We start from the raw sequence: 24061 nt of genomic DNA, 5'->3' as shown, positions 1-24061 counted from the left end.
GCGGAGCACGACGGGCCGACGGGGACACACCCCCGTCGGCCCGTCGCCTTGTCACTGCCGCCCGGTAGCCTGCGGGAACAGTTGACCGAGCGGTGAGGACAGGGGGAGCCCCATGCGGGTACTCGGCGTGGACCCGGGGCTGACCCGGTGCGGGGTCGGCGTGGTCGAGGGCGTCGCGGGCCGGCCCCTGACCATGCTCGGCGTCGGCGTTGTGCGCACCCCGTCCGACGCCGAGCTCGGCGACCGGCTGGTCGCCGTCGAGCAGGGCATCGAGCGCTGGCTCGACGAGTACCGCCCGCGGTTCGTCGCCGTCGAGCGGGTCTTCGCCCAGCACAACGTCCGCACCGTGATGGGCACCGCCCAGGCCAGCGCCGTCGCCATGCTCTGCGCGGCGCGGCGGGGCATCCCTGTCGCCCTGCACACCCCCAGCGAGGTCAAGGCCGCCGTCACCGGGTCGGGCCGGGCCGACAAGGCGCAGGTCGGAGCCATGGTCACCCGGCTGCTCCGGCTCGACGCCCCGCCCAGACCCGCCGACGCCGCCGACGCCCTCGCCCTGGCCATCTGCCACATCTGGCGCACCCCCGCGCAGAACCGTCTGCAGCAGGCCGTCGCCGCCCACCGCACGCTGAAAGGCCGCACCGCATGATCGCCTTCGTCTCCGGCCCGGTGGCCGCCCTCGCCACGACCACGGCCGTGATCGAGGTCGGCGGCATCGGCATGGCCGTCCAGTGCACCCCGCGCACCCTCGCCGACCTGCGCCTCGGCGGCCAGGCCCGGCTCGCCACCTCCCTCGTGGTGCGGGAGGACTCGCTCACGCTGTACGGCTTCGCCGACGACGACGAGCGCCAGGTCTTCGAAACGCTCCAGACCGCGAGCGGCGTCGGCCCCCGGCTCGCCCAGGCCATGCTCGCCACCCACAGCCCGGACGCCCTGCGCCTCGCCTTCTCCACCGGCGACGAGAAGGCGCTGATGGCGGTCTCCGGCATCGGGAAGAAGGGCGCCCAGAAGCTGCTGCTGGAGCTCAAGGACAAGCTCGGCGGGCCCGTGGGCGCCCACATCGGGCAGCAGGGGCCCGTCGTCCACGCGGCCCCGGACTGGCGCGAGCAGCTCCAGGCGGCGCTCATCGGCCTCGGTTACGCGAGCCGCGAGGCCGAGGAGGCGGTAGCGGCCGTCACCCCGCAGGCGGAGGCCGCGGTCGCCGGGGGGACGAGGCCGCCCGTGCCGCAGCTGCTGCGCGCCGCGCTGCAGACCCTCAACCGCACCCGCTGATCCGGCACCCGACACCCCCGAGGCAGGACTGACCCGATGAACTGGGACGAGACCGGACCCGAGCTGGACGCCCCCGCCGGGGCCGCCGGCTTCGACGACGACCGGCTGGTCGGCGCGGGCGCGGACGGCGAGGACACCGCGGTCGAGGCCGCCCTGCGTCCCAAGGACCTGGAGGAGTTCGTCGGCCAGGAGAAGGTACGCGAACAGCTCGACCTGGTGCTCAAGGCGGCCCGCGCCCGCGGCGCCACCGCCGACCACGTGCTGCTCTCCGGCGCCCCCGGACTCGGCAAGACCACCCTGTCCATGATCATTGCGGCCGAGATGAACGCCCCGATCCGCATCACCTCCGGCCCCGCCATCCAGCACGCCGGCGACCTCGCCGCGATCCTCTCCTCCCTCCAGGAGGGCGAGGTCCTCTTCCTGGACGAGATCCACCGGATGTCCCGGCCCGCCGAAGAGATGCTGTACATGGCGATGGAGGACTTCCGGGTCGACGTCATCGTCGGCAAGGGTCCCGGCGCCACCGCCATCCCGCTCGAACTGCCGCCGTTCACCCTGGTCGGCGCCACCACCCGGGCCGGACTGCTGCCACCCCCGCTGCGGGACCGTTTCGGCTTCACCGGACACATGGAGTTCTACGCCCCCGCCGAGCTGGAACGGGTCGTCCACCGCTCGGCCGGACTGCTCGACGTCTCCATCGACACCGCGGGCGCCGCCGAGATCGCAGGCCGCTCCCGCGGCACCCCCCGCATCGCCAACCGGCTGCTGCGCCGCGTCCGGGACTACGCCCAGGTCAAGGCGGACGGCGTGATCGACCGGGAGATCGCCGGGGCGGCGCTCAAGGTCTACGAGGTCGACGCACGCGGCCTCGACCGGCTCGACCGCGCGGTGCTCGGCGCGCTGCTGAAGCTCTTCGGCGGCGGCCCGGTCGGCCTGTCCACGCTCGCGGTCGCCGTGGGGGAGGAGCGGGAGACGGTCGAGGAGGTCGCCGAGCCCTTCCTCGTACGGGAAGGACTGCTGGCCAGGACGCCGCGGGGGCGGGTGGCGACGCCCGCGGCGTGGGCGCACCTCGGGCTGGTGCCGCCGCAGCACGGCGCAAAGGGACAAGCGGGCTTGTTCGGGGCGTGATCCGTCACAGCTTGACCGGGGGCGGAACCAGGGTGCCATCCTGGACGTTGTTCCAACGATGCGGACTCGCTTAGACTCCGCCGATGCCGACCGTACAGGCCGGTATGCCCACCCCCGTAGATACAGGCCGCATTCCAGCGCGGTCGTGCGAAGGAATTTCCGTCCCGTGAATATCGTGACTCTCCTCCCCTTCATCGTGCTCATCGGGGCCATGTTCCTGATGACCCGGTCCGCCAAGAAGAAGCAGCAGGCGGCAGCGCAGATGCGCAACGAGATGCAGCCCGGCACCGGCGTCCGGACGATCGGGGGCATGTACGCCACCGTCAAGGAGCTTCACGACGACACGGTCACCCTCGAGGTCGCGCCCGGCGTGCACGCCGTCTACGCGAAGAACGCCATCGGCGCCGTCCTCGACGACGCGGAGTACAACCGCATCGTCCACGGCGACGACGAGCACCTCGACTCCGACGGCACCCTGGTGCCGGACGACGCCTCCTCGCTGACCGGCGACGACGTGGCCAAGATCGACCTCGGCAAGAAGTCCGAGGACGCCGGGGACACGAAGCCCGAGGACGTCAAGAAGTCCGACGAGGTCAAGAAGGCCGACGACGGCGACACCGACGCCAAGTAGCGGCTGAACCGGGGGATGCCGCACGCCGGTCGGCGCGCCGCGTCCCCCGGCCGTCCGTTCTTCTGCGGGGGCAGGCCCCCACTACACTTCGTGGCCGCGCGGGCACCACCCGTCGCGGAGCGGTTGGACAGGGAGAAACGAGAAGGTGGCAGCACCGAAGAAGGGCCGCGGGCCGTCGGGCGGTCAGGGGAGGCCGGGGCGTTCACTGGCCCTGATCCTGATCGCCATGGTCGCGCTCACCGGCGGGATGTTCCTGTCCGGCCACACCACGCCGCGCCTGGGCATCGACCTGGCGGGCGGGACGTCGATCACGCTCCAGGCGAAGAGCCAGCCGGGCAAGCCCGACGCGATCAACGAGACCAACATGAACACCGCCGTGGGCATCATCGAGCGGCGTGTCAACGGTCTCGGTGTGTCGGAGGCCGAGGTTCAGACCCAGGGCTCCAGCAACATCATCGTGAACATCCCCAAGGGGACCAACTCCGAGCAGGCCCGTGAGCAGGTCGGCACCACCGCCCAGCTCTACTTCCGGCCCGTTCTGACGGTCGCCGACGGCGGTACCGACGCTTCGGCGGCTCCGAGCGCCTCTCCCTCCGGCAGCGCGTCGCCCTCGCCCTCCGCCTCCGCCACCGGCGAGACCGCCACCGACGGGGAGAAGTCCGACGCGTCGGCCACCCCGTCGGCGAGTGCTTCCACCCAGGGGCGCGCCGTCACCGGCGCGCTCACCAAGGACGAGACCGCCTCGCCCGGCGCGACGGCCTCGGCCGCCGCCTCGGACGCGGCGGCGGACGCGGCTTCCCCGTCCGCCTCCGTGGACCCCGCCACCGCCAAGCTGCAGGAGGAGTTCGCCGCACTCGACTGCAGCGACCCCAAGCAGCGCGCGGCGGCCGGCCAGGACGCCAAGGCCACCGACTCGATCGTCGCCTGCGGCTCCAACACCCCCGGCTCGTACGAGAAGTACCTGCTCGGCCCGGCCGCGGTCTCCGGCAGCGACGTCGACAACGCGCAGGGCGCCATCGACCAGACCACCGGTGAGTGGATCGTGTCGATGGAGTTCACCGACAAGGGCGCCAAGAAGTTCAACAAGATCACGACGACGCTCTCGCAGCAGCAGTCGCCGATGAACCAGTTCGCCATCGTCCTCGACGGCGACGTGGTCTCGGCGCCCTCGGTCGCCACGGCCCTCTCGGCCAACGCCCAGATCTCGGGCAACTTCGACCAGCAGTCGGCCGAGGACCTCGGCAACATCCTGTCGTACGGCGCGCTCCCGCTGACCTTCACGGAGGCGAGCGTCACCACCGTGACGGCCGCCCTCGGCGGGGAGCAGCTCCAGGCGGGCCTGATCGCCGGCGCCATCGGACTCGCGCTCGTGGTGATCTACCTGGTCGCCTACTACCGCGGTCTCGCGGTCATCGCGCTGCTGAGCCTCCTGGCCTCCGGCATCCTGACCTACACGATCATGGCCCTGCTCGGCCCGGCCATCGGCTTCGCGCTGAACCTGCCGGCCGTCTGCGGAGCCATCGTCGCCATCGGCATCACCGCGGACTCGTTCATCGTGTACTTCGAACGGGTGAGAGACGAGATCCGCGAGGGCCGCACCCTCCGCCCGGCCATCGAGCGCGCCTGGCCGCGCGCCCGGCGCACCATCCTGGTCTCCGACTTCGTGTCGTTCCTCGCCGCCGCGGTGCTCTTCGTGGTCACCGTCGGCAAGGTCCAGGGCTTCGCCTTCACGCTGGGTCTCACCACGCTGCTCGACGTCGTGGTGGTCTTCCTCTTCACCAAGCCGGTCATGACGCTGATGGGCCGGACGAAGTTCTTCTCCAGCGGTCACCCGTGGTCCGGCCTGGACCCGAAGCGGCTCGGCGCCAAGCCCCCGCTGCGCCGCTCGCGCCGTGTCCCCGCTTCCACCGACCCGAAGGAGGCGTGAGATGTCGCGACTCGGCAACGTCGGCGCCCGGCTGTACCGAGGTGAGGTCGGCTACGACTTCATCGGCAAGCGCAAGATCTGGTACGGCGTCTCGATCCTGATCACCATCACGGCCATCCTCGGCCTGGCGGTCGGCGGCCTGAACATGGGCATCGAGTTCAAGGGCGGTGCGGTCTTCACCACCGACACCAAGGCCAAGATCTCGACCTCCGCCGCGCACGACGCCGCCGTCGAGGCCTCCGGCCACGAGGCGATCGTCCAGGAGCTCGGCAACGGCGGTCTGCGCATCCAGATCACCGAGGTCGACACCGCCAAGGCCAACGAGATCAAGACCCAGCTCTCCGACGACCTCGGCGTCCCGGAGAACAAGATCAACGCGGACCTGGTCGGCCCGAGCTGGGGCGAGCAGATCGCCAACAAGGCGTGGACCGGCCTCGGGGTCTTCATGGTCCTGGTGGTGATCTACCTGGCCATCGCCTTCGAGTGGCGGATGGCCGTGGCGGCGCTCGTCGCCCTGATCCACGACATCACCATCACGGTCGGCGTCTACGCCCTGGTCGGCTTCGAGGTCACCCCGGGCACCGTGATCGGCCTGCTCACCATCCTCGGTTACTCCCTCTACGACACGGTCGTCGTCTTCGACAGCCTCAAGGAGGGCCAGAAGGGGATCACCAAGCAGACCCGCTACACCTACAGCGAGATCGCCAACAAGTCGATCAACAGCACGCTGGTCCGCTCCATCAACACCACCGTGGTCGCGCTGCTGCCGGTCGGCGGCCTGCTGTTCATCGGCGGCGGCGTCCTCGGCGCCGGCATGCTGAACGACATCTCGCTGTCGCTCTTCGTCGGCCTCGCCGCCGGCGCCTACTCCTCGATCTTCATCGCCACCCCGCTCGTCGCCGACCTCAAGGAACGCGACCCGCAGATGAAGGCGCTGCGCAAGCGGATCCTCGCCAAGCGCGCCGCCGCCGCGGCCAAGGGTGAGACCGAGGAGTACGACGACGACACGCAGGACGGCGCCGACGAGGACGCCGAGACCGCCGGGGCCACGGCGGGCCGGCACGGAGGAAGGCGCCGATGACCAGCACCACCGAATCGGTCCGCGAGCTGCTGCTCAGCCGTATCCGCGACGTCGCGGACTACCCGAAGCCGGGGGTCGTCTTCAAGGACATCACCCCGCTGCTCGCGGACCCGGCCGCCTTCTCCGCGCTCACCGACGCGCTGGCCGAGCTGTGCGCCAAGCACGGCGCGACCCGGATCGTCGGCCTGGAGGCCCGCGGCTTCATCCTGGCCGCACCGGTCGCCGTCCGCGCCGGCCTGGGCTTCGTCCCGGTCCGCAAGGCGGGCAAGCTCCCCGGCGCCACCCTGAGCCAGGCGTACGAGCTGGAGTACGGCACCGCCGAGATCGAGATCCACGCGGAGGACCTCAGCGCCGACGACCGGATCATGGTCATCGACGACGTGCTCGCCACCGGCGGCACCGCCGAGGCGTCGCTGGAACTGATCCGTCGCGCGGGCGCGCAGGTCGCGGGCGTCGCGGTCCTCATGGAGCTCGGCTTCCTGGACGGCCGGGCCCGCCTGGAGGCGGCGCTCGACGGCGCTCCGCTGGAAGCGCTGATCACCGTCTGACCGCCCGCACACGCGGCGAACGGGCACCCGGGAACATCCGGGTGCCCGTTCCGCGTTGCGGAAGTCCCGCCGTCCCCGGGCGAGGTCCGGCCGGGGGCTCGATACGATGGCCTTCCGGGGAGCCCGGAACCGCACGAGGAGCGCTCTTGCCAGACGAGGCCAAGCCAGTCGACGCACCGCAGCCCGACAAGCCCGCGGCGACCCCCGCCGCAGGGCAGTCCGGCGTGCCCGCGGACGGGCCCCGGCCCGCACCGCAGGGCCCCGCGGGCGGCCCGGAGCAGGCGCCCGCCGCGCAGGCCGCCCCCCGGCCCGTCCCGGACAGCGCCAAGGCACCCGTGCGCCCCCCGGCCAAGCCCGTTCCCACCAACGGAGCGGCCGCCCGCTCCGGGGGATCGTCCAACCGCGTCCGGGCCCGCCTGGCCCGCCTCGGCGGCCAGCGCACCAGCACGTACAACCCGGTCCTGGAACCGCTGCTGCGCACGGTCAGGGGCAACGACCCCAAGATCGAGAGCGCCACGCTCCGTCAGATCGAGCACGCCTACCAGGTCGCCGAGCGGTGGCACCGCGGCCAGAAGCGCAAGAGCGGCGACCCCTACATCACCCACCCGCTCGCCGTCACCACGATCCTCGCCGAGCTCGGCATGGACCCGGCGACGCTGATGGCCGGGCTGCTGCACGACACCGTCGAGGACACCGAGTACGGCCTGGACACCCTGCGCCGGGACTTCGGCGACCAGGTCGCCCTCCTCGTCGACGGCGTCACCAAGCTCGACAAGGTGAAGTTCGGCGAGGCCGCGCAGGCCGAGACGGTCCGCAAGATGGTCGTCGCCATGGCGAAGGACCCGCGGGTCCTCGTCATCAAGCTCGCCGACCGGCTCCACAACATGCGCACCATGCGCTACCTCAAGCGGGAGAAGCAGGAGAAGAAGGCCCGCGAGACCCTGGAGATCTACGCCCCGCTCGCCCACCGGCTGGGCATGAACACCATCAAGTGGGAGCTGGAGGACCTCGCCTTCGCGATCCTCTACCCCAAGATGTACGACGAGATCGTGCGGCTGGTCGCCGAGCGCGCACCCAAGCGCGACGAGTACCTCGCCATAGTGACCGACGAGGTCCAGGCCGACCTGCGCTCCGCCCGCATCAAGGCCACCGTCACCGGCCGGCCCAAGCACTACTACAGCGTTTACCAGAAGATGATCGTCCGCGGCCGTGACTTCGCGGAGATCTACGACCTGGTGGGCATCCGCGTCCTGGTCGACACCGTCCGGGACTGCTACGCGGCGCTCGGCACCGTGCACGCGCGATGGAACCCGGTCCCCGGCCGGTTCAAGGACTACATCGCCATGCCGAAGTTCAACATGTACCAGTCGCTGCACACCACCGTCATCGGCCCCAGCGGCAAGCCCGTCGAGCTCCAGATCCGCACGTTCGACATGCACCGCCGCGCCGAGTACGGCATCGCCGCGCACTGGAAGTACAAGCAGGAGGCCGTCGCCGGAGCCTCCAAGGTGCGCACCGACGTCCCCAAGAACACCGGGCGCGGCCAGGACACCGTCAACGACATGGCGTGGCTGCGGCAGTTGCTGGACTGGCAGAAGGAGACCGAGGACCCCAGCGAGTTCCTCGAATCCCTGCGCTTCGACCTCTCCCGCAACGAGGTCTTCGTCTTCACGCCGAAGGGCGACGTGATAGCGCTGCCCGCCGGCGCGACCCCCGTCGACTTCGCGTACGCGGTCCACACCGAGGTCGGCCACCGGACGATAGGAGCACGCGTCAACGGGCGCCTGGTCCCGCTGGAGTCGACCCTCGACAACGGCGACCTGGTGGAGGTCTTCACCTCCAAGGCGGCCGGCGCCGGACCCTCGCGGGACTGGCTCGGCTTCGTCAAGTCGCCGCGCGCCCGCAACAAGATCCGCGCCTGGTTCTCCAAGGAACGCCGGGACGAGGCGATCGAGCAGGGCAAGGACTCCATCGCCCGCGCGATGCGCAAGCAGAACCTGCCGATCCAGCGCATCCTCACCGGCGACTCCCTGGTCACCCTCGCCCACGAGATGCGCTACCCCGACATCTCCTCGCTCTACGCGGCGATCGGCGAGGGCCACGTGGCCGCCGCGGGCGTGGTGCAGAAGCTGGTCCAGGGGCTGGGCGGCGAGGACGAGGCCAACGAGGACCTGGCCGAGAGCGCGCCCCCCTCGCGAGGCCGCTCCAAGCGCCGCGCCAACGCCGATCCCGGCGTGGTGGTCAAGGGCGTCGACGACGTCTGGGTGAAGCTGGCCCGCTGCTGCACCCCGGTACCCGGCGACCCCATCATCGGCTTCGTCACCCGCGGCAGCGGTGTCTCCGTGCACCGCGCGGACTGTGTCAACGTCGACTCGCTCTCGCAGCAGCCGGAGCGCATTCTCGACGTCGAGTGGGCGCCCACCCAGTCCTCCGTCTTCCTGGTCGCCATCCAGGTCGAGGCGCTGGACCGCTCCCGCCTCCTGTCCGACGTCACCCGGATCCTCTCCGACCAGCACGTCAACATCCTGTCGGCGGCGGTGCAGACCTCCCGCGACCGGGTGGCCACCTCCCGCTTCACCTTCGAGATGGGCGACCCGAAGCACCTGGGCCACGTCCTGAAGGCCGTGCGCAGCGTGGAGGGCGTCTACGACGTCTACCGCGTCACCTCGGCGCGCAGGCCGTAGCCGGGGCACGCACAACAGCGAGCAGGGCCCCGGCTACGTGCTACCGGGGCCCTGCTCGTCGTGCGCGGTGCGCGGGCGGTGTCAGCCGCCGAACTCCTCCAGGCCCTTGAGCGCCTGGTCGAGCAGCGCCTGCCGGCCCTCCAGCTCACGGGACAGCTTGTCCGCACGGGCGTTGTTGCCCGAGGCACGCGCGGCGTCGATCTGTCCGCGCAGTTTGTCCACGGCCGCCTGGAGCTGACCGGTCAGACCCGCGGCGCGGGCCCGCGCCTCCGGGTTGGTCCGGCGCCACTCCGACTCCTCGGCCTCCTGCAGGGCCCGCTCGACGGCCTGCATCCGGCCCTCGACCTTCGGCCGCGCGTCCCGCGGGACGTGGCCGACGGCCTCCCAGCGCTCGTTGAGCGCCCGGAACGCGGCGCGGGACGCCTTGAGGTCCTTCACCGGGACCAGCTTCTCGGCCTCGGCGGCGATCTCCTCCTTGACCTTGAGGTTCTCGCCCTGCTCGGCGTCACGCTCGGCGAAGACCTCACCGCGCGCCGCGAAGAAGACGTCCTGGGCGCCGCGGAAACGGTTCCACAGCTCGTCCTCGGCCTCGCGCTGGGCGCGGCCCGCCGCCTTCCACTCCGTCATCAGGTCGCGGTAACGCGCGGCCGTCGCGGCCCACTCGGTGGAGCGGGCGAGCGACTCGGCCTCCGTGACCAGCTTCTCCTTGACCTTGCGGGCCTCCTCGCGCTGGGCGTCCAGCGAGGCGAAGTGGGCCTTGCGGCGCTTGGAGAACGCGGACCGGGCGTGCGAGAAGCGGTGCCACAGCTCGTCGTCCGACTTGCGGTCCAGGCGGGGGAGACCCTTCCAGATGTCCACCAGCGCCCGCAGCCGCTCACCGGCCGAACGCCACTGCTCGCTCTGCGCGAGCTGCTCGGCCTCGGTGACCAGGGCTTCCTTGGACGCCTTCGCCTCCTCGGCCTGCCGGGCCTTGAGGACCTTGCGCTCCTCGCGGCGCGCGCCGACGGTCGCGACCAGCGCGTCCAGCCGGACGCGCAGGGCCGCCAGGTCGCCCACGGCGTGGTGCTCGTCCACCTGCTGACGCAGATGGTCGATGGCCGCCGTCGCGTCCTTGGACGACAGATCGGTGGTCTTCACCCGCTTTTCGAGGAGGCCGATCTCGACCACCAAGCCCTCGTACTTGCGCTCGAAATAGGCCAACGCCTCCTCGGGCGAACCGGCCTGCCACGATCCGACGACCTGCTCTCCGTCGGCCGTACGCACGTACACGGTGCCCGTCTCGTCGACGCGGCCCCACGGGTCGCTGCTCACAGCGCCTCCTCCACCTGATGCCCACGAGGATTCACCCCCGGGCATCGTCCACAGTTTTCTCGGGGGCGGGCACCGCCCGCCCTGCACCACGCCAATCTAGGCGACGGGCAGCCCGGCTGTCCGCACTCCGCACGGCCGAAATTCTCCGGTGCGGTCCGGGAGGCTCCGGCGGCCGGGCGCACCCGGCCGCCGGAGCGGGAGGACCCGCCGTCACTTCTTCGCGACGGTCGCCTTCTCCACCGCGACCGGCTTCTTCGGGGCGCCGTCACCGGCGTCGCCCGCGACCCCGCCCGCGGCGATCTTCTCGACCACCTTCAGCGAGGCGTCGTCCATCGTGCCGAACGGGGTGTACGTCGGGGGCAGCTTGGTGTCCTTGTAGACGAGGAAGAACTGGCTGCCGCCGCTGTTCGGCTGCCCGGTGTTGGCCATCGCGACCGTGCCCGCCGGGAAGGTCACCGTGCCGTCGGAGCCGGCCTTGCCGAGCGCGTCGAGGTTCTCGTCCGGGATCGTGTACCCCGGCCCGCCGGTGCCGTCGCCGTTGGGGTCGCCGCACTGGAGGACGAAGATGCCCTGGGTGGTCAGGCGGTGGCACGTGGTGCCGTCGAAGAACTTCTTGTCGGCGAGCGCCTTGAAGGAGTTCGCCGTGTGCGGGGTCTTCGCCGCGTCCATCGTGAACGCGATGTCGCCCTGACCCGTCGCGAGGGACATGGTGTACGACGCCTTCTTGTCGATCGCCATCTCCGGCTCCGGGACCGCGCTCTCGCTCGGCGCGGCCGACGGCGAGGACGAGGCGGACGCCGCCGCGGCGTCGGTCTTGGTGTCGTCGTCGCCGGAGACGACGAGGTAGCTGCCGACTCCTATCACCGCGACCACGGCGACCGCGGAGGCGATGATGGCGGTGAGACGCCTGGTCCTGCGCCGGGCCTCCTCACGGCGCTGCTGCTGCCGCTCGAACTTCTCCCGGGCGAGCTGCCGCCGCCGCTGATCGCTGCTGACCACCGGTTGGTCTCCTTGTACGTCGTCTGAACGGGCCTGGATGTGCCCGTACGGTATATGGGTTAGCTGTGGAATGAGGAGCGCCGGTAGGCTCTCGTCTGCCGCATCGGCTGCCGCGGCCGGATTCCGACGGACGACTTTAAGGACGAACGTGCTCATTGCCGGGTTCCCCGCCGGGGCCTGGGGGACCAACTGCTACCTGGTCGCCCCCGCCGCCGGTGAGGAGTGCGTGATCATCGACCCCGGCCACCAGGCCGCACAGGGAGTCGAGGACGCACTGCGCAAGCACCGCCTCAAGCCCGTCGCCGTCGTGCTCACCCACGGGCACATCGACCACGTCGCCTCCGTCGTCCCGGTCTGCGGCGCCCACGACGTCCCCGCGTGGATCCACCCCCGCGACCGCTACATGATGAGCGACCCGGAGAAGGCGCTCGGCCGCTCCATCGGGATGCCGTTGATGGGCGAGCTGACGGTGGGGGAGCCGGACGACGTCAAGGAGCTCGCCGACGGCGCGCTGCTGGAGCTGGCCGGAATGGAGTTCGGCGTCTCGCACGCGCCCGGCCATACGAAGGGGTCGGTGACCTTCGGGATGCCCGGGTCCGGTGACGTGCCGCCGGTCCTGTTCTCGGGCGACCTGCTCTTCGCCGGCTCCGTCGGACGCACCGACCTGCCCGGCGGCGACCACACCGAGTTGCTGGAGTCGCTGGCCCGCGTGTGCCTGCCGCTCGACGACTCGACCGTGGTGCTGTCCGGCCACGGCCCCCAGACGACCATCGGCCGTGAGCGCGTCGCCAACCCGTATCTGCACGGGATGGCCGCGCCCCGCCGAGGAATGTAGACGAGAGACCTTTCTGTGAGCACCTTCCAGGCCCCCAAGGGCACCTACGACCTCATCCCGCCGGACTCCGCGAAGTTCCTGGCGGTCCGTGAGGCCATCTCCGCGCCGCTGCGCGCCTCGGGCTACGGCTACATCGAGACCCCCGGCTTCGAGGACGTGAACCTCTTCGCCCGCGGGGTGGGCGAGTCCACCGACATCGTCACCAAGGAGATGTACACCCTCACCACCAAGGGCGGCTCCGAACTGGCGCTGCGCCCCGAGGGCACCGCCTCGGTGCTGCGCGCGGCGCTGGAGGCCAACCTGCACAAGCTGGGCAACCTCCCGGTCAAGCTCTGGTACTCCGGCTCGTACTACCGCTACGAGCGTCCGCAGAAGGGCCGTTACCGCCACTTCTCGCAGGTCGGCGCGGAGGCGATCGGCGCCGAGGACCCGGTGCTGGACGCCGAGCTGATCATCCTGGCCGACCAGGCGTACCGGTCGCTGGGGCTTGCGCAGTTCCGCGTCCTGCTGAACTCGCTGGGCGACAAGGAGTGCCGCCCGGTCTACCGCGAGGCGCTGCAGGGCTTCCTGGCCGGGCTCGACCTGGACGAGGAGACCCGCCGCCGCAGCGCGATCAACCCGCTGCGGGTCCTCGACGACAAGCGCGCCGAGGTGCAGAAGCAGCTGGCCGGCGCCCCGATGCTGCGCGACCACCTCTGCGACGCCTGCAAGGCGTACCACGAGGAGGTCCGCGCCCTGCTGACCGCGGCCGGCGTCGCGTTCGAGGACGACGAGAAGCTGGTGCGCGGGCTGGACTACTACACCCGCACCACCTTCGAGTTCGTCCACGACGGGCTCGGCTCGCAGTCCGCGGTCGGCGGCGGCGGGCGGTACGACGGGCTCTCCGAGATGATCGGCGGCCCCGCGCTGCCGTCCGTCGGCTGGGCGCTCGGCGTGGACCGCACGGTGCTCGCGCTGGAGGCCGAGGGCGTCGAGCTGGACATCCCCGCCCCCACCAGCGTCTACGCGGTGCCGCTCGGCGAGGAGGCCCGGCGAGTGCTGTTCGGCGTGGTCACCGAGTTGCGCCGGTCCGGCGTGGCGGCCGACTTCGCGTTCGGCGGCCGGGGGCTGAAGGGTGCGATGAAGAGCGCCAACCGCTCCGGTGCGCGCCTCACCGTCGTCGCCGGCGAGCGCGACCTCGCCGAGGGCGTGGTGCAGCTCAAGGAGATGGAGTCCGGCGAGCAGACGGCGGTGCCGCTGGACGGCGTCGTCGAGGCGATCCGCGCCCGCCTGGTCTGAGGCGGGGCCGCCGCCGCGCGGACGGAACACGCCTACGGGCCGGGGCCCACGCCCCGGCCCGTAGGCGTGTTCCGAGGGGCCGCGCGCGGCGCCGGAGCCCGTCCGGCGGGCGCAGGTCGTCAACCCGGAAACGCGTCGTTCATCCGTGCGGGCGGAATCGGGCGGAACGCCCCCGCGGGCTGCGCGGTGGTCCACCGGGGAGAGCCCATGTCACCGCCGCCGCACCCCCGCGTTTCCCGCACGTTCTTATGTCCATCGAACGGATGATCCGGCCCTCGGTGCGGCACAATGACGGTGCCCCGGCCGACGATCCAGTGACGGAACGAGATATGACGACTGCAACGGTAGACCGGTCCCGCCCGGACCGGACGGAGGACGGCGGAAAGCGCCTCACGGGCGCCGGCCGCGCGTTCGCCCTGCTGCTGGTGATCACCGGTGCGGCGGGGCTGCTCGCCTCCTGGGTCATCACCATCGACAAGTTCAAGCTGCTGGAAGACCCGAGCTTCACCCCGGGATGCAGCCTCAACCCCGTCGTCGCCTGCGGCAACGTCATGAAGAGCGAGCAGGCGGCGGCCTTCGGCTTCCCCAACCCGATGCTCGGACTCGTCACCTACGCCGTGGTCGTCGGCATCGGCATGGCGCTGCTGGCCGGCGCGCGCTTCCGCGACTGGTACTGGCTCGGCCTCAACGCGGGCACCCTCTTCGGCGTCGGCTTCTGCACCTGGCTCCAGTACCAGTCGCTCTACAACATCAACTCGCTCTGCCTCTGGTGCTGCCTGGCCTGGGTCGCCACCATCACGATGTTCTGCTACGTCACGATCCACAACATCAAGCACCGGATCCTGCCCGCCCCCGCCTGGCTGCGCAACGGGCTCACCGAGTTCCACTGGGTGCCGCCGGTGCTCTGGATCGGTGTCATCGGCATGCTGATCCTGACCCGCTGGTGGGACTTCTGGACCAGCTGATCCCCGCACGCCGGGCGTCCGCCACTCCTCGCCGGAGCCCCGCGCCCGGCCGCCCCGTCCGCGTTGTCGGTGGCGGGGCATAGGCTTTGGGACGTGGAGCCCGACCTTTTCACCGCCGCAGCCGAAGACCGCCAGGAGAAGGACCCGTCCAGCAGCCCCCTCGCTGTCCGGATGCGTCCCCGAGTCCTGGACGAGGTCGTCGGCCAGCAGCACCTGCTCAAACCGGGCTCGCCGCTGCGCCGGCTGGTGGGGGAGAGCGGCGGCCCGGCGGGCCCGTCCTCGGTGATCCTGTGGGGCCCGCCCGGCACCGGCAAGACCACCCTCGCCTACGTGGTCAGCAAGGCGACCAACAAGCGCTTCGTGGAGCTCTCCGCGATCACCGCGGGCGTCAAGGAGGTCCGCGCGGTCATCGAGAGCGCGCGCCGCGCCACCGGGGGCTTCGGCAAGGAGACCGTCCTCTTCCTGGACGAGATCCACCGCTTCTCCAAGGCCCAGCAGGACTCGCTGCTGCCCGCCGTGGAGAACCGCTGGGTGACGCTCATCGCCGCCACCACGGAGAACCCGTACTTCTCGATCATCTCGCCGCTGCTCTCGCGCTCGCTGCTGCTCACCCTGGAACCGCTCACCGACGAGGACCTGCGCGCGCTGCTGCGGCGCGCCGTCACCGACGAGCGGGGGCTCGGCGGGGCGGTGACCCTGGCCGGGGACGCCGAGGCCCACCTGCTGCGCATCGCGGGCGGCGACGCGCGCCGGGCGCTGACCGCCCTGGAGGCCGCGGCCGGTGCGGCGCTCTCCACGCACGAGGCGGAGATCACCCTGGAGACGGTCGAGGCGACCGTGGACCGGGCCGCCGTGAAGTACGACCGGGACGGCGACCAGCACTACGACGTGGCGAGCGCGCTGATCAAGTCCATCCGCGGCTCCGACGTCGACGCGGCCCTGCACTATCTGGCCCGGATGATCGAGGCCGGCGAGGACCCGCGCTTCATCGCGCGGCGGCTGATGATCTCCGCCAGCGAGGACATCGGCCTCGCCGATCCGCACGCGCTGCCGACCGCGGTCGCCGCCGCCCAGGCCGTGGCCATGATCGGCTTCCCGGAGGCGGCGCTGACCCTGAGCCACGCCACCATCGCGCTGGCGCTCGCGCCGAAGTCCAACGCGGCCACCCTCGCCATCTCCGCCGCCCGGGAGGACGTCCGCAAGGGCCTGGCCGGCCCGGTCCCCGCCCATCTGCGCGACGGCCACTACCAGGGCGCGGCGAAGCTGGGCCACGCCCAGGGGTACGTCTACCCGCACGACGTCCCCGGTGGCATCGCCGCCCAGGAGTACGCCCCCGACGCGGTCCGCGGCCGTCAGTACTACACGCCGACCCGGTACGGCGCCGAGGCGCGGTACGCGGACGTGGTGGACCGGGTCCGCGAGCGGCTGGGCCGCACGCCCGAGGGCGACACGGGCCGGTCCTGAGGGGAGCGCGCGCCGCCGGCGGGTCTCAGTGGGCCGCCGCCTCGAACAGCCGGTACATCGCGCGCTGCAGCTCGCCCGTGTCGCGCACCGGTTCGGGAAAGTCGAAGCGCGCGTCGAAGCAGGCGCCCCGGCCCTCCAGGAAACGGGCCCGCAGCCCGAAGCGGTCGAGGGCGACCGGCACGACGTCCGGACCGCCGGGGCCGCCCGCGACGGCGGAGCGCTCGCCGAGCAGCGCGCACAGCGTCCGCAGTTGTTCGCCGTGCGCGGCGTGCAGGTGCTGGAGCAGCTCCGTCTCGTGCGCGGCGAGCGGATCGGGGCGCGCGTCCCGGAACGCCTCCGCCCCGACCTCCTCGGCGCCCCAGAGGTCGTCGACGTACGCCTCGCCGAACTCCAGGCGCAGTGCCATCCGGCCGGGGCCGGCGAGTCCGGGTACGCAGGAGAGCCAGCCGCTCACCCGGGCCCGGCCGCGGATCCGGTGCGGGACCGCGACGGGGGCCACGTCCGAGAGCTCCAGCACGGCCGGCAGCTCGTCGTTCCGGGCGAGGCTCGCGGCCCGTACGGCGGGGGACTCCACCGGGAAGGTGAGGAAGAGGTCGCCGTCGGGACCGACGCCGCGGGAGTCGGGGACGAGGTGGTCCGGATGGGCCAGATCGAGGCCGGTCACGACCAGTACCGCGGAGCAGGTACTCTGTACGAGAGTTCGTGTGCGCTCGGCTGCTGACGGCATCCGAGTGGTTTCAAGCCCGCTGGGACGCGGCTGACCACGATCAGATCGGCCTTCCGTCGTAGCAGCATCCTCAGAGATGCTGCCGCTGTCTGCTGTGTCCGTGATGTGACTGGTGTTCCCAGGGCGAGACATGCGATCTCCTTGAGTAAGGTAAGCCTAACCTAACCTACAACGGAGGTCTGGAGAACGTGCCTAACCAGTCGCGTCCCAAGGTCAAGAAGTCGCGTGCCCTCGGCATCGCCCTGACGCCGAAGGCTGTCAAGTACTTCGAGGCTCGTCCGTACCCGCCGGGCGAGCACGGCCGCGGCCGCAAGCAGAACTCGGACTACAAGGTCCGTCTGCTGGAGAAGCAGCGCCTCCGCGCGCAGTACGACATCAGCGAGCGCCAGATGGCGCGCGCCTACGACCGTGCCAAGAAGGCCGAAGGCAAGACGGGCGAGGCGCTGGTCGTCGAGCTCGAGCGCCGCCTCGACGCCCTGGTCCTGCGTTCGGGCATCGCCCGCACCATCTACCAGGCCCGTCAGATGGTCGTGCACGGCCACATCGAGGTCAACGGTGGCAAGGTCGACAAGCCGTCGTTCCGTGTCCGTCCGGACGACGTCGTCCAGGTCCGCGAGCGCAGCCGCTCCAAGGTGCCGTTCCAGGTCGCCCGTGAGGGTGGCTACGACACCGACGGCGAGACCCCGCGCTACCTCCAGGTGAACCTGAAGGCCCTGGCCTTCCGCCTGGACCGGGACCCGAACCGCAAGGAAATCCCGGTCATCTGCGACGAGCAGCTGGTCGTCGAGTACTACGCCCGCTGATCCAGGCGTAGCGCTCACCGCAGCTCAGGCCCGCCCCTCCCGGTCGAACCGGGAGGCGGCGGGCCTTCGCGTTCCCACGGACCTCGGTACCACCGCCCCGGCGCCGGCCCCCGCGGCCCCCTCGTCGCCCGCCGGCGCGCCGCCCGCCAGCGCCCGCGCCACCGCCGTCTCCAGCGGCAGCAGGGAGCCGGTCCGCGCCGCCACCGCGTACCGGGCGTCGCCCAGCGCGGCGCGGGCCAGCTCCTCGCCCTCCACGCGGGGCAGGCCGTAGTGGGTCGAACCGAACCGCGGCATGCCCACCGAGGGCCACACCCCGTCGGCCGCGCCCTGGAGCACCGCCGACTCGGCCGGTTCGCCCTCCAGCACGGCGACCAGCGCCAGCAGCTCCAGCGACAGCACCGTGGCCAGCAGGTCGCGGAAGGCGAAGCCGGTGGCGAGCGCGTCCCGCAGCATCTGCCGTGCCCGCGCCGTGCGGCCCTGCCGCAGCTCGGCGTAGGCCAGTACGTACAGCGCGTACGTCCGCGCCCATCGCTCGCCGTGGTCCTCGGAGATCTCCCGGGCCTCGCGGCAGATCTCCGCCGCCCCCTCCAGATCACCCTGGAACGCCACCGCCATCGCCAGCTCCACCTGCGCCAGCAGCACGTTGCTGTTCAGCTCGCCGACCTCCCGGTAGCGGGCGAGCGCGTCCCGCAGCAGCCCCTCGGCCCGGCCCAGGTCGTCGGTCACCAGCGCGAGGCAGCCGGTGCGGTGCACCGCGTAGGCGGCCGCCGAGGCGTCCTCGGCCCGCTCCGCCTCCTCCCGGCACTCCTGGAGCGCGGAGACCGCCGCCGCCGGGTCGCCCTGGAGCACCGCGACGTAGCCGAGCACCCACAGCGCCTTCAGCCGCGAGGGGTCCGCCGGGGAGTCCTCCTCCAGCACGTGGATCAGCCAGTGCCGGCCCTCCGCGAGCCGCCCGCACCCGACCCAGTAGAACCAGAGCGTCCCGGCGAGGTACTGCGCGAGGTGCACCTCGTCGGGGGACTCCATCGAGCACTCCATCGCCCGGCGGAGGTTGGGCAGTTCGCTCTCCACCCGGGCCGCGACCTCGTCCTGGCGCGGCCCGAACCAGTCCAGCTCGCACCAGGTGGCCAGTCCCAGGAACCAGTCGCGGTGCCTGCGGCGCAGCCGGCCGGTGTCGCCGGCCGCCGCCAGCCACTCGGCGCCGTACTCGCGGACCGTGTCCAGCAGCCGGTAGCGCGGACCGGCGGGGGAGTCCTCCCGGACCACCACGGACTGGGCGATCAGCGCGTCCAGCACGTCCAGCACCGAGTCGGCCGGCAGTCCGTCGCCGCCGCAGATGTACTCCGCCGCCTCCAGGTCGAACTGGCCCGCGAACACCGACAGCCGGGCCCACAGCAACCGCTGCTCGGGCGCGCACAGCTCGTGGCTCCAGCCGATCGCGGTCCGCAGTGTCCGATGGCGGGGCGGCGCGCTCCGGCTCCCGCCGGTCAGCAGCCGGAACCGGTCGTCCAGCCGGTGCAGCACCTGCTCCACGGACAGCGCCCGCAGCCGGCCCGCCGCCAGTTCCAGGGCCAGCGGAATCCCGTCCAGCCGCCGGCACAGCTCCCGCGCCGACTCCCGCTCCGAGCCGTCCGGCGCGAAACCGGGCCGCACCGCCCGCCCCCGCTCGGTGAACAGGGCGAGCGCCTCGTCGTCCGCCATGGGCGGCAGCGCGAAGGCCACCTCGCCGTCCAGCCGCAGCGGCTGCCGGCCGGCCGCCAGCACCCGCAGTCCGGGGGCGCGCCGCAGCAGTTCCTGGACGAGCTCGGCGCACGGCTCCACGAGCTGTTCGTACCCGTCGAGCACGAGCAGGAGTTCGCGTTCGGCGAGGTGGTCCAGGAGCGCGGCGCGCGGCGGCCGGGTGGTGTGGTCGGTGAGGCCGACCGCGCCGACGAGCGCGTGCTCCAGCAGGGCGGGATCGGTGACGGCGGACAGCTCGGCCACCCGCACCCCGTGGCAGTACCGTTTCTCCACCGTGGCGGCCACACGCAGCGCGCAGCGGGACTTGCCCACACCGGCCGTCCCGGCGACGGTCACCAGCCGGGACTCTTCCAACAGGGCGCGGAGCGCCGCGAGTTCTCTCTCCCGTCCCACGAACAGGTTCAGCTCGGCGGGGAGGGGGGAGCGGGCGGGGCCGGGCGGGGGCACCGGACCGTCGGCCCCGGGGGACTGGTGCGGAGGGCGTCGCATGAGACACGCAGAGTACTGGCTCGAATCCACTCCGTACAATCTCGTCCCGGCGTCCCGTCCTCGCGCGCGGGTAAAGCGGTTCGGGGCGCGACGCCCGGCGCGATAGGCTCGCAGGACGACGTTTCGCCGCACGGCGGCGATCGGCGGACCGAGCGGAGACAAGCCCCCGCGGGGGCGAAGCGACAAGCAGAGAGCGGTGCACAGTGTCCGGTGGAGAGGTGGCCGGGATCCTGGTGGCCGTCTTCTGGGCGATCCTGGTTTCGTTCCTCGCCGTGGTGCTGGTGAGGCTCGCCCAGACGCTCAGGGCGACCACCAAGCTCGTGGCGGACGTGACCGAACAGGCCGTTCCGCTGCTCGCGGACGCCTCGGCGACCGTCCGCTCCGCGCAGACGCAGCTCGACAAGGTGGACGCGATCGCCTCGGACGTCCAGGAGGTCACCTCCAACGCCTCGGCGCTCTCCACCACCGTCGCCTCGACGTTCGGCGGCCCGCTCGTGAAGGTCGCGGCCTTCGGCTACGGAGTCCGGCAGGCCCTCGGCCGCCGGGCGGCCCCCGAGCCGGAGCGGGCCCGAGGAGCCGCCCGCCGTACGGTGGTCGTCGGCCGCACCGTTCCGGCCGCACGCGACAGGAAGCGCAGCGGCCGGAGCTCCCGCCGACAGAAGGACTGAACCGCGATGTTCCGCCGTACGTTCTGGTTCACCGCCGGCGCAGCCGCCGGGGTGTACGCCACCGCAAAGGTCAACCGCAAGATCAAGCAGCTCAGTCCCGAGAGCCTCGCCGCGCAGGCCGCCGACAAGGCGATCGAGACCGGGCACCGGCTCAAGGACTTCGCCCTGGACGTCCGCGACGGCATGGCCCGCCGCGAAGCCGAACTGGGCGACGCGCTCGGACTGGACGCACCGGTCGACGCCGTGCTCCCCGCACGGCGCGTCCGGGCCGTCGAGGCGGGCGGGCCCGCCCCCCGCACGCTCCCCTCCCCCTCGCACCACCCACACCCGCACAACCGGAATGAGGACCACTGATGGAGTCGGCCGAAATTCGCCGCCGCTGGCTGAGCTTCTTCGAGGAGCGCGGTCACACCGTCGTCCCTTCGGCGTCGCTCATCGCGGACGACCCGACTCTGCTGCTGGTCCCCGCGGGCATGGTGCCCTTCAAGCCGTACTTCCTCGGTGAGGTCAAGCCGCCCGCCCCGCGCGTGACCAGCGTGCAGAAGTGCGTGCGCACGCCCGACATCGAAGAGGTCGGCAAGACCACCCGGCACGGCACGTTCTTCCAGATGTGCGGCAACTTCTCGTTCGGCGACTACTTCAAGGAAGGAGCCATCCGTTACGCCTGGGAGCTGCTCACCCACCCCGTGGCGGACGGCGGCTTCGGCCTGGAGCCGGAGAAGCTCTGGATCACCGTCTACCTCGACGACGACGAGGCCGAGACGATCTGGCGCGAGAAGATCGGCGTGCCCGCCGAGCGCATCCAGCGCCTCGGCAAGAAGGACAACTTCTGGTCCATGGGCGTCCCCGGACCCTGCGGCCCCTGCTCCGAGATCAACTACGACCGCGGCCCCGAGTTCGGCGCCGAGGGCGGCCCGGCCGTCAACGACGAGCGGTACGTGGAGATCTGGAACCTGGTCTTCATGCAGTACGAGCGCGGCGCCGGCGACGGCAAGGACGACTTCCCGATCCTGGGCGACCTGCCCTCGCAGAACATCGACACCGGCCTCGGCCTCGAACGCCTCGCGATGATCCTGCAGGGCGTGCAGAACATGTACGAGACCGACACCCTGCGCGTCGTCATGGACACCGCCACCGAGCTGACCGGCGTCCGCTACGGCGCCGCCCACCACACCGACGTCTCCATGCGTGTGGTCGCCGACCACATGCGCACCTCCGTCATGCTGATCGGCGACGGCGTCACCCCCGGCAACGAGGGCCGCGGCTACGTGCTGCGCCGCATCATGCGCCGCGCCATCCGCAACATGCGCCTGATGGGCGCCACCGGCTCCGTCGTCAAGGAGCTGGTCACCACCGTCATCGAGACGATGGGCCGGCAGTACCCGGAGCTGATCACCGAGCGCAAGCGGATCGAGACGGTCGCCCTCGCCGAGGAGGCCGCGTTCCTCAAGGCACTCAAGGGCGGCACCAACATCCTGGAGACCGCGGTCACCGAGACCAAGGCCGCCGGCGGCAAGGTCATCGCCGGCGACAAGGCGTTCCTGCTCCACGACACCTGGGGCTTCCCGATCGACCTGACCCTGGAGATGGCCGCCGAGCAGGGACTCACGGTCGACCAGGACGGCTTCCGCCGCCTCATGCAGGAGCAGCGGGACAAGGCCAAGGCCGACGCCCGCGCCAAGAAGACCGGCCACGCCGACCTGTCCGCCTACCGCGAGGTCGCCGACACCGCCGGCGCCACCGAGTTCACCGGTTACACCGCCACCTCCAACGAGTCCGTCGTCGTCGGTCTGCTGGTGGACGGCGTCCCCTCGCCGGCCGCCACCGAGGGCGACGAGGTCGAGGTCGTCCTCGACCGGACCCCGTTCTACGCCGAGGGCGGCGGCCAGCTCGCCGACACCGGTCGGCTGCGCACCGACACCGGTGCCGTGATCGAGGTCCGCGACGTGCAGAAGCCGGTGCCCGGCGTGCACGTCCACAAGGGCGTCGTGCAGGTCGGCGAGGTCGTGGTGGGCGCTCCGGTGCTCGCCTCCATCGATACCACCCGCCGGCGTGCCATCGCCCGTGCCCACAGCGCCACCCACCTGACCCACCAGGCGCTGCGCGACGCGCTCGGCCCGACGGCCGCCCAGGCCGGCTCGGAGAACTCGCCCGGCCGCTTCCGCTTCGACTTCGGCTCGCCCGCCGCCGTCCCCGGCACGGTCCTCACCGACGTCGAGCAGAAGATCAACGAGGTGCTGGCCCGCGAACTCGACGTGCAGGCCGAGGTCATGTCGATCGACGACGCCAAGAAGCAGGGCGCCATCGCCGAGTTCGGCGAGAAGTACGGCGAGCGCGTCCGGGTCGTCACCATCGGCGACTTCTCCAAAGAGCTGTGCGGCGGCACCCACGTCCACAACACCGCGCAGCTCGGCCTGGTGAAGCTGCTCGGCGAGTCCTCCATCGGCTCCGGCGTGCGCCGCATCGAGGCCCTGGTCGGCGTCGACGCGTACAACTTCCTGGCCAAGGAGCACACGGTCGTCGCCCAGCTCCAGGAGCTGGTCAAGGGCCGTCCCGAGGAGCTTCCGGAGAAGATCTCGGCCATGCTCGGCAAGCTGAAGGACGCCGAGAAGGAGATCGAGAAGTTCCGCGGGGAGAAGGTCCTCCAGGCCGCCGCCGGGCTCGTCGAGTCGGCCAAGGACGTCCGGGGCGTCGCCCTGGTCACCGGTCAGGTCCCCGACGGCACCTCCGCCGACGACCTGCGCAAGCTGGTGCTCGACGTGCGGGGCCGCATCCAGGGCGGCCGGCCGGCCGTGGTGGCCCTCTTCACCACCGCCAACGGACGCCCGCTCACCGTCATCGCCACCAACGAGGCCGCCCGTGAGCGCGGTCTCAAGGCCGGCGACCTGGTCCGCGCCGCGGCCAAGACCCTCGGCGGCGGTGGCGGCGGCAAGCCGGACGTCGCCCAGGGCGGCGGCCAGAACCCCGAGGCCATCGGCGACGCCGTGGCCGCGGTCGAGCGCCTCGTCACCGAGACCGCATGACCGAGGGAGCACGACCGATGCGCCGCGGCCGCAGGCTCGCGATCGACGTCGGGGACGCCCGCATCGGGGTCGCCTCGTGCGACCCCGACGGGATCCTGGCCACGCCGGTGGAGACCGTGCCGGGACGCGACGTCCCGGCCGCCCACCGGCGGCTGGGCCTGATCGTCGAGGAGTACGAGCCCATCGAGGTCGTCGTCGGCCTGCCCCGCTCCCTGGGGGGCGGCGAAGGGCCGGCCGCGGTCAAGGTCCGGGCCTTCGCCCAGGTGCTGGCCCGGGGGATCGCGCCCGTACCGGTGCGGCTGGTCGACGAGCGGATGACGACGGTCACCGCGGGCCAGGGACTGCGCGCCTCCGGCGTCAACAGCAAGAAGGGCCGTTCCGTCATCGATCAGGCGGCGGCGGTCATCATCCTGCAGAACGCGCTGGAGTCCGAACGGGCGTCGGGCAACCCCCCCGGCGAGGGCGTCGAAGTGGTTGTCTGATCGCGATAC

General features: G+C 71.9%; 20 protein-coding genes and 1 pseudogene. 17 read left to right on the top strand and 4 right to left on the bottom strand.

Translation table 11 applies throughout. The features are described 5' to 3' along the window. Positions 1-112: 112 nt before the first annotated feature. The 8 genes from ruvC to Q0994_RS30100 all read left to right on the top strand — a co-directional run bounded on the left by ruvC (position 113) and on the right by Q0994_RS30100 (position 9268). The gene (ruvC, locus tag Q0994_RS30135) at positions 113-646 is read left to right on the top strand and encodes a crossover junction endodeoxyribonuclease RuvC (protein ID WP_299541014.1); all 534 of its coding nucleotides are present in this window, start codon (positions 113-115) and stop codon (positions 644-646) included. Next, positions 643-1269 (top strand): Holliday junction branch migration protein RuvA, encoded by a 627-nt coding sequence (gene ruvA / locus Q0994_RS30130; RefSeq protein ID WP_299541011.1) that lies wholly within the window; start codon positions 643-645, stop codon positions 1267-1269. Before ruvC ends, ruvA begins: the two co-directional genes overlap by 4 nt. Positions 1270-1305: 36 nt before the next feature. Next, on the top strand, positions 1306-2397 hold the full coding sequence (ruvB, locus tag Q0994_RS30125) for a Holliday junction branch migration DNA helicase RuvB (protein WP_299541009.1): 1092 nt from the start codon (positions 1306-1308) through the stop codon (positions 2395-2397). 166 nt (positions 2398-2563) lie between these two features. After that, positions 2564-3028: a preprotein translocase subunit YajC gene (gene yajC, locus Q0994_RS30120; protein ID WP_299541006.1), complete on the top strand. Its 465-nt coding sequence runs from the start codon at positions 2564-2566 to the stop codon at positions 3026-3028. Between the two features lie 145 nt (positions 3029-3173). Then, complete coding sequence (gene secD / locus Q0994_RS30115) at positions 3174-4955, top strand: protein translocase subunit SecD (protein WP_299541003.1); 1782 nt, start codon at positions 3174-3176, stop codon at positions 4953-4955. Position 4956: 1 nt separating this feature from the next. Next, positions 4957-6036, top strand: a complete 1080-nt coding sequence (gene secF, locus Q0994_RS30110) for a protein translocase subunit SecF (protein ID WP_299541001.1) — start codon at positions 4957-4959, stop codon at positions 6034-6036. Further along, positions 6033-6584: an adenine phosphoribosyltransferase gene (locus tag Q0994_RS30105; protein WP_299540999.1), complete on the top strand. Its 552-nt coding sequence runs from the start codon at positions 6033-6035 to the stop codon at positions 6582-6584. Before secF ends, Q0994_RS30105 begins: the two co-directional genes overlap by 4 nt. Positions 6585-6730: 146 nt before the next feature. Next, positions 6731-9268, top strand: coding sequence for a bifunctional (p)ppGpp synthetase/guanosine-3',5'-bis(diphosphate) 3'-pyrophosphohydrolase (locus tag Q0994_RS30100; protein ID WP_299540996.1), 2538 nt, complete (start codon positions 6731-6733; stop codon positions 9266-9268). 81 nt (positions 9269-9349) lie between these two features. On the opposite strand, the gene Q0994_RS30095 is transcribed toward Q0994_RS30100, so the two are convergent. Beyond that, complete coding sequence (locus Q0994_RS30095) at positions 9350-10579, bottom strand: DUF349 domain-containing protein (protein WP_299540994.1); 1230 nt, start codon at positions 10577-10579, stop codon at positions 9350-9352. A gap of 210 nt (positions 10580-10789) precedes the next feature. Then, positions 10790-11578, bottom strand: a complete 789-nt coding sequence (locus Q0994_RS30090) for a peptidylprolyl isomerase (RefSeq protein ID WP_299540992.1) — start codon at positions 11576-11578, stop codon at positions 10790-10792. A 148-nt stretch (positions 11579-11726) separates the two neighbouring features. Between Q0994_RS30090 and Q0994_RS30085 the strand changes: the two genes are divergently transcribed. From Q0994_RS30085 to Q0994_RS30070, 4 genes are all read left to right on the top strand, one after another. Continuing rightward, complete coding sequence (locus Q0994_RS30085; RefSeq protein WP_299540990.1) at positions 11727-12413, top strand: MBL fold metallo-hydrolase; 687 nt, start codon at positions 11727-11729, stop codon at positions 12411-12413. A gap of 15 nt (positions 12414-12428) precedes the next feature. Beyond that, a complete protein-coding gene (gene hisS, locus Q0994_RS30080) occupies positions 12429-13691 on the top strand; it encodes a histidine--tRNA ligase (protein WP_299540988.1) in 1263 nt (420 codons plus the stop codon). 329 nt (positions 13692-14020) lie between these two features. After that, entirely contained in the window at positions 14021-14656 is a 636-nt protein-coding gene (locus Q0994_RS30075; RefSeq protein ID WP_299540986.1) for a vitamin K epoxide reductase family protein, read from the top strand. A gap of 93 nt (positions 14657-14749) precedes the next feature. Further along, entirely contained in the window at positions 14750-16120 is a 1371-nt protein-coding gene (locus Q0994_RS30070) for a replication-associated recombination protein A (RefSeq protein WP_299540984.1), read from the top strand. A 25-nt stretch (positions 16121-16145) separates the two neighbouring features. Here Q0994_RS30070 and Q0994_RS30065 read toward each other — a convergent pair whose 3' ends face one another. After that, positions 16146-16847, bottom strand: a complete 702-nt coding sequence (locus Q0994_RS30065; RefSeq protein ID WP_299540982.1) for a DUF2470 domain-containing protein — start codon at positions 16845-16847, stop codon at positions 16146-16148. A gap of 188 nt (positions 16848-17035) precedes the next feature. On the opposite strand from Q0994_RS30065, the gene rpsD reads away from it, so the two are divergent. Beyond that, on the top strand, positions 17036-17650 hold the full coding sequence (rpsD, locus tag Q0994_RS30060; protein WP_018524225.1) for a 30S ribosomal protein S4: 615 nt from the start codon (positions 17036-17038) through the stop codon (positions 17648-17650). Positions 17651-17664: 14 nt separating this feature from the next. Here the strand turns inward: rpsD and Q0994_RS30055 are convergent. Continuing rightward, positions 17665-19879: pseudogene (locus Q0994_RS30055) on the bottom strand (AAA family ATPase). Between the two features lie 218 nt (positions 19880-20097). Between Q0994_RS30055 and Q0994_RS30050 the strand changes: the two are divergent. From Q0994_RS30050 to ruvX, 4 genes are read left to right on the top strand one after another with little or no spacing between them, the layout of a single operon-like run. Continuing rightward, on the top strand, positions 20098-20547 hold the full coding sequence (locus tag Q0994_RS30050) for a DUF948 domain-containing protein (protein ID WP_299540980.1): 450 nt from the start codon (positions 20098-20100) through the stop codon (positions 20545-20547). A gap of 6 nt (positions 20548-20553) precedes the next feature. Continuing rightward, positions 20554-20901: a DUF6167 family protein gene (locus Q0994_RS30045; protein WP_299540977.1), complete on the top strand. Its 348-nt coding sequence runs from the start codon at positions 20554-20556 to the stop codon at positions 20899-20901. Beyond that, entirely contained in the window at positions 20901-23570 is a 2670-nt protein-coding gene (gene alaS / locus Q0994_RS30040) for an alanine--tRNA ligase (protein WP_299540974.1), read from the top strand. Before Q0994_RS30045 ends, alaS begins: the two co-directional genes overlap by 1 nt. After that, positions 23567-24052: a Holliday junction resolvase RuvX gene (ruvX, locus tag Q0994_RS30035; protein ID WP_299540971.1), complete on the top strand. Its 486-nt coding sequence runs from the start codon at positions 23567-23569 to the stop codon at positions 24050-24052. Before alaS ends, ruvX begins: the two co-directional genes overlap by 4 nt. Positions 24053-24061 lie beyond the last annotated feature (9 nt).

Origin of the sequence: uncultured Streptomyces sp., assembly GCF_947488945.1 — a bacterium.
Classification (GTDB): Bacteria; Actinomycetota; Actinomycetes; order Streptomycetales; family Streptomycetaceae; genus Streptomyces.
Note: the sequence above shows the minus strand (reverse complement) of the source record. Positions and strands in the feature narration are given on the sequence as shown.

What these genes read in the sequence shown, in the direction of transcription:
- ruvC (WP_299541014.1), top strand. Translation starts at nt 113, where the DNA reads ATGCGGGTACTCGGCGTGGACCCGGGGCTGACCCGGTGCGGGGTCGGC.
- ruvA (WP_299541011.1), top strand. Translation starts at nt 643, where the DNA reads ATGATCGCCTTCGTCTCCGGCCCGGTGGCCGCCCTCGCCACGACCACG.
- ruvB (WP_299541009.1), top strand. Translation starts at nt 1,306, where the DNA reads ATGAACTGGGACGAGACCGGACCCGAGCTGGACGCCCCCGCCGGGGCC.
- secF (WP_299541001.1), top strand. Translation starts at nt 4,957, where the DNA reads ATGTCGCGACTCGGCAACGTCGGCGCCCGGCTGTACCGAGGTGAGGTC.
- Q0994_RS30105 (WP_299540999.1), top strand. Translation starts at nt 6,033, where the DNA reads ATGACCAGCACCACCGAATCGGTCCGCGAGCTGCTGCTCAGCCGTATC.
- Q0994_RS30075 (WP_299540986.1), top strand. Translation starts at nt 14,021, where the DNA reads ATGACGACTGCAACGGTAGACCGGTCCCGCCCGGACCGGACGGAGGAC.
- Q0994_RS30065 (WP_299540982.1), bottom strand. Translation starts at nt 16,847, where the DNA reads ATGCCGTCAGCAGCCGAGCGCACACGAACTCTCGTACAGAGTACCTGC.
- Q0994_RS30045 (WP_299540977.1), top strand. Translation starts at nt 20,554, where the DNA reads ATGTTCCGCCGTACGTTCTGGTTCACCGCCGGCGCAGCCGCCGGGGTG.
- alaS (WP_299540974.1), top strand. Translation starts at nt 20,901, where the DNA reads ATGGAGTCGGCCGAAATTCGCCGCCGCTGGCTGAGCTTCTTCGAGGAG.
- ruvX (WP_299540971.1), top strand. Translation starts at nt 23,567, where the DNA reads ATGACCGAGGGAGCACGACCGATGCGCCGCGGCCGCAGGCTCGCGATC.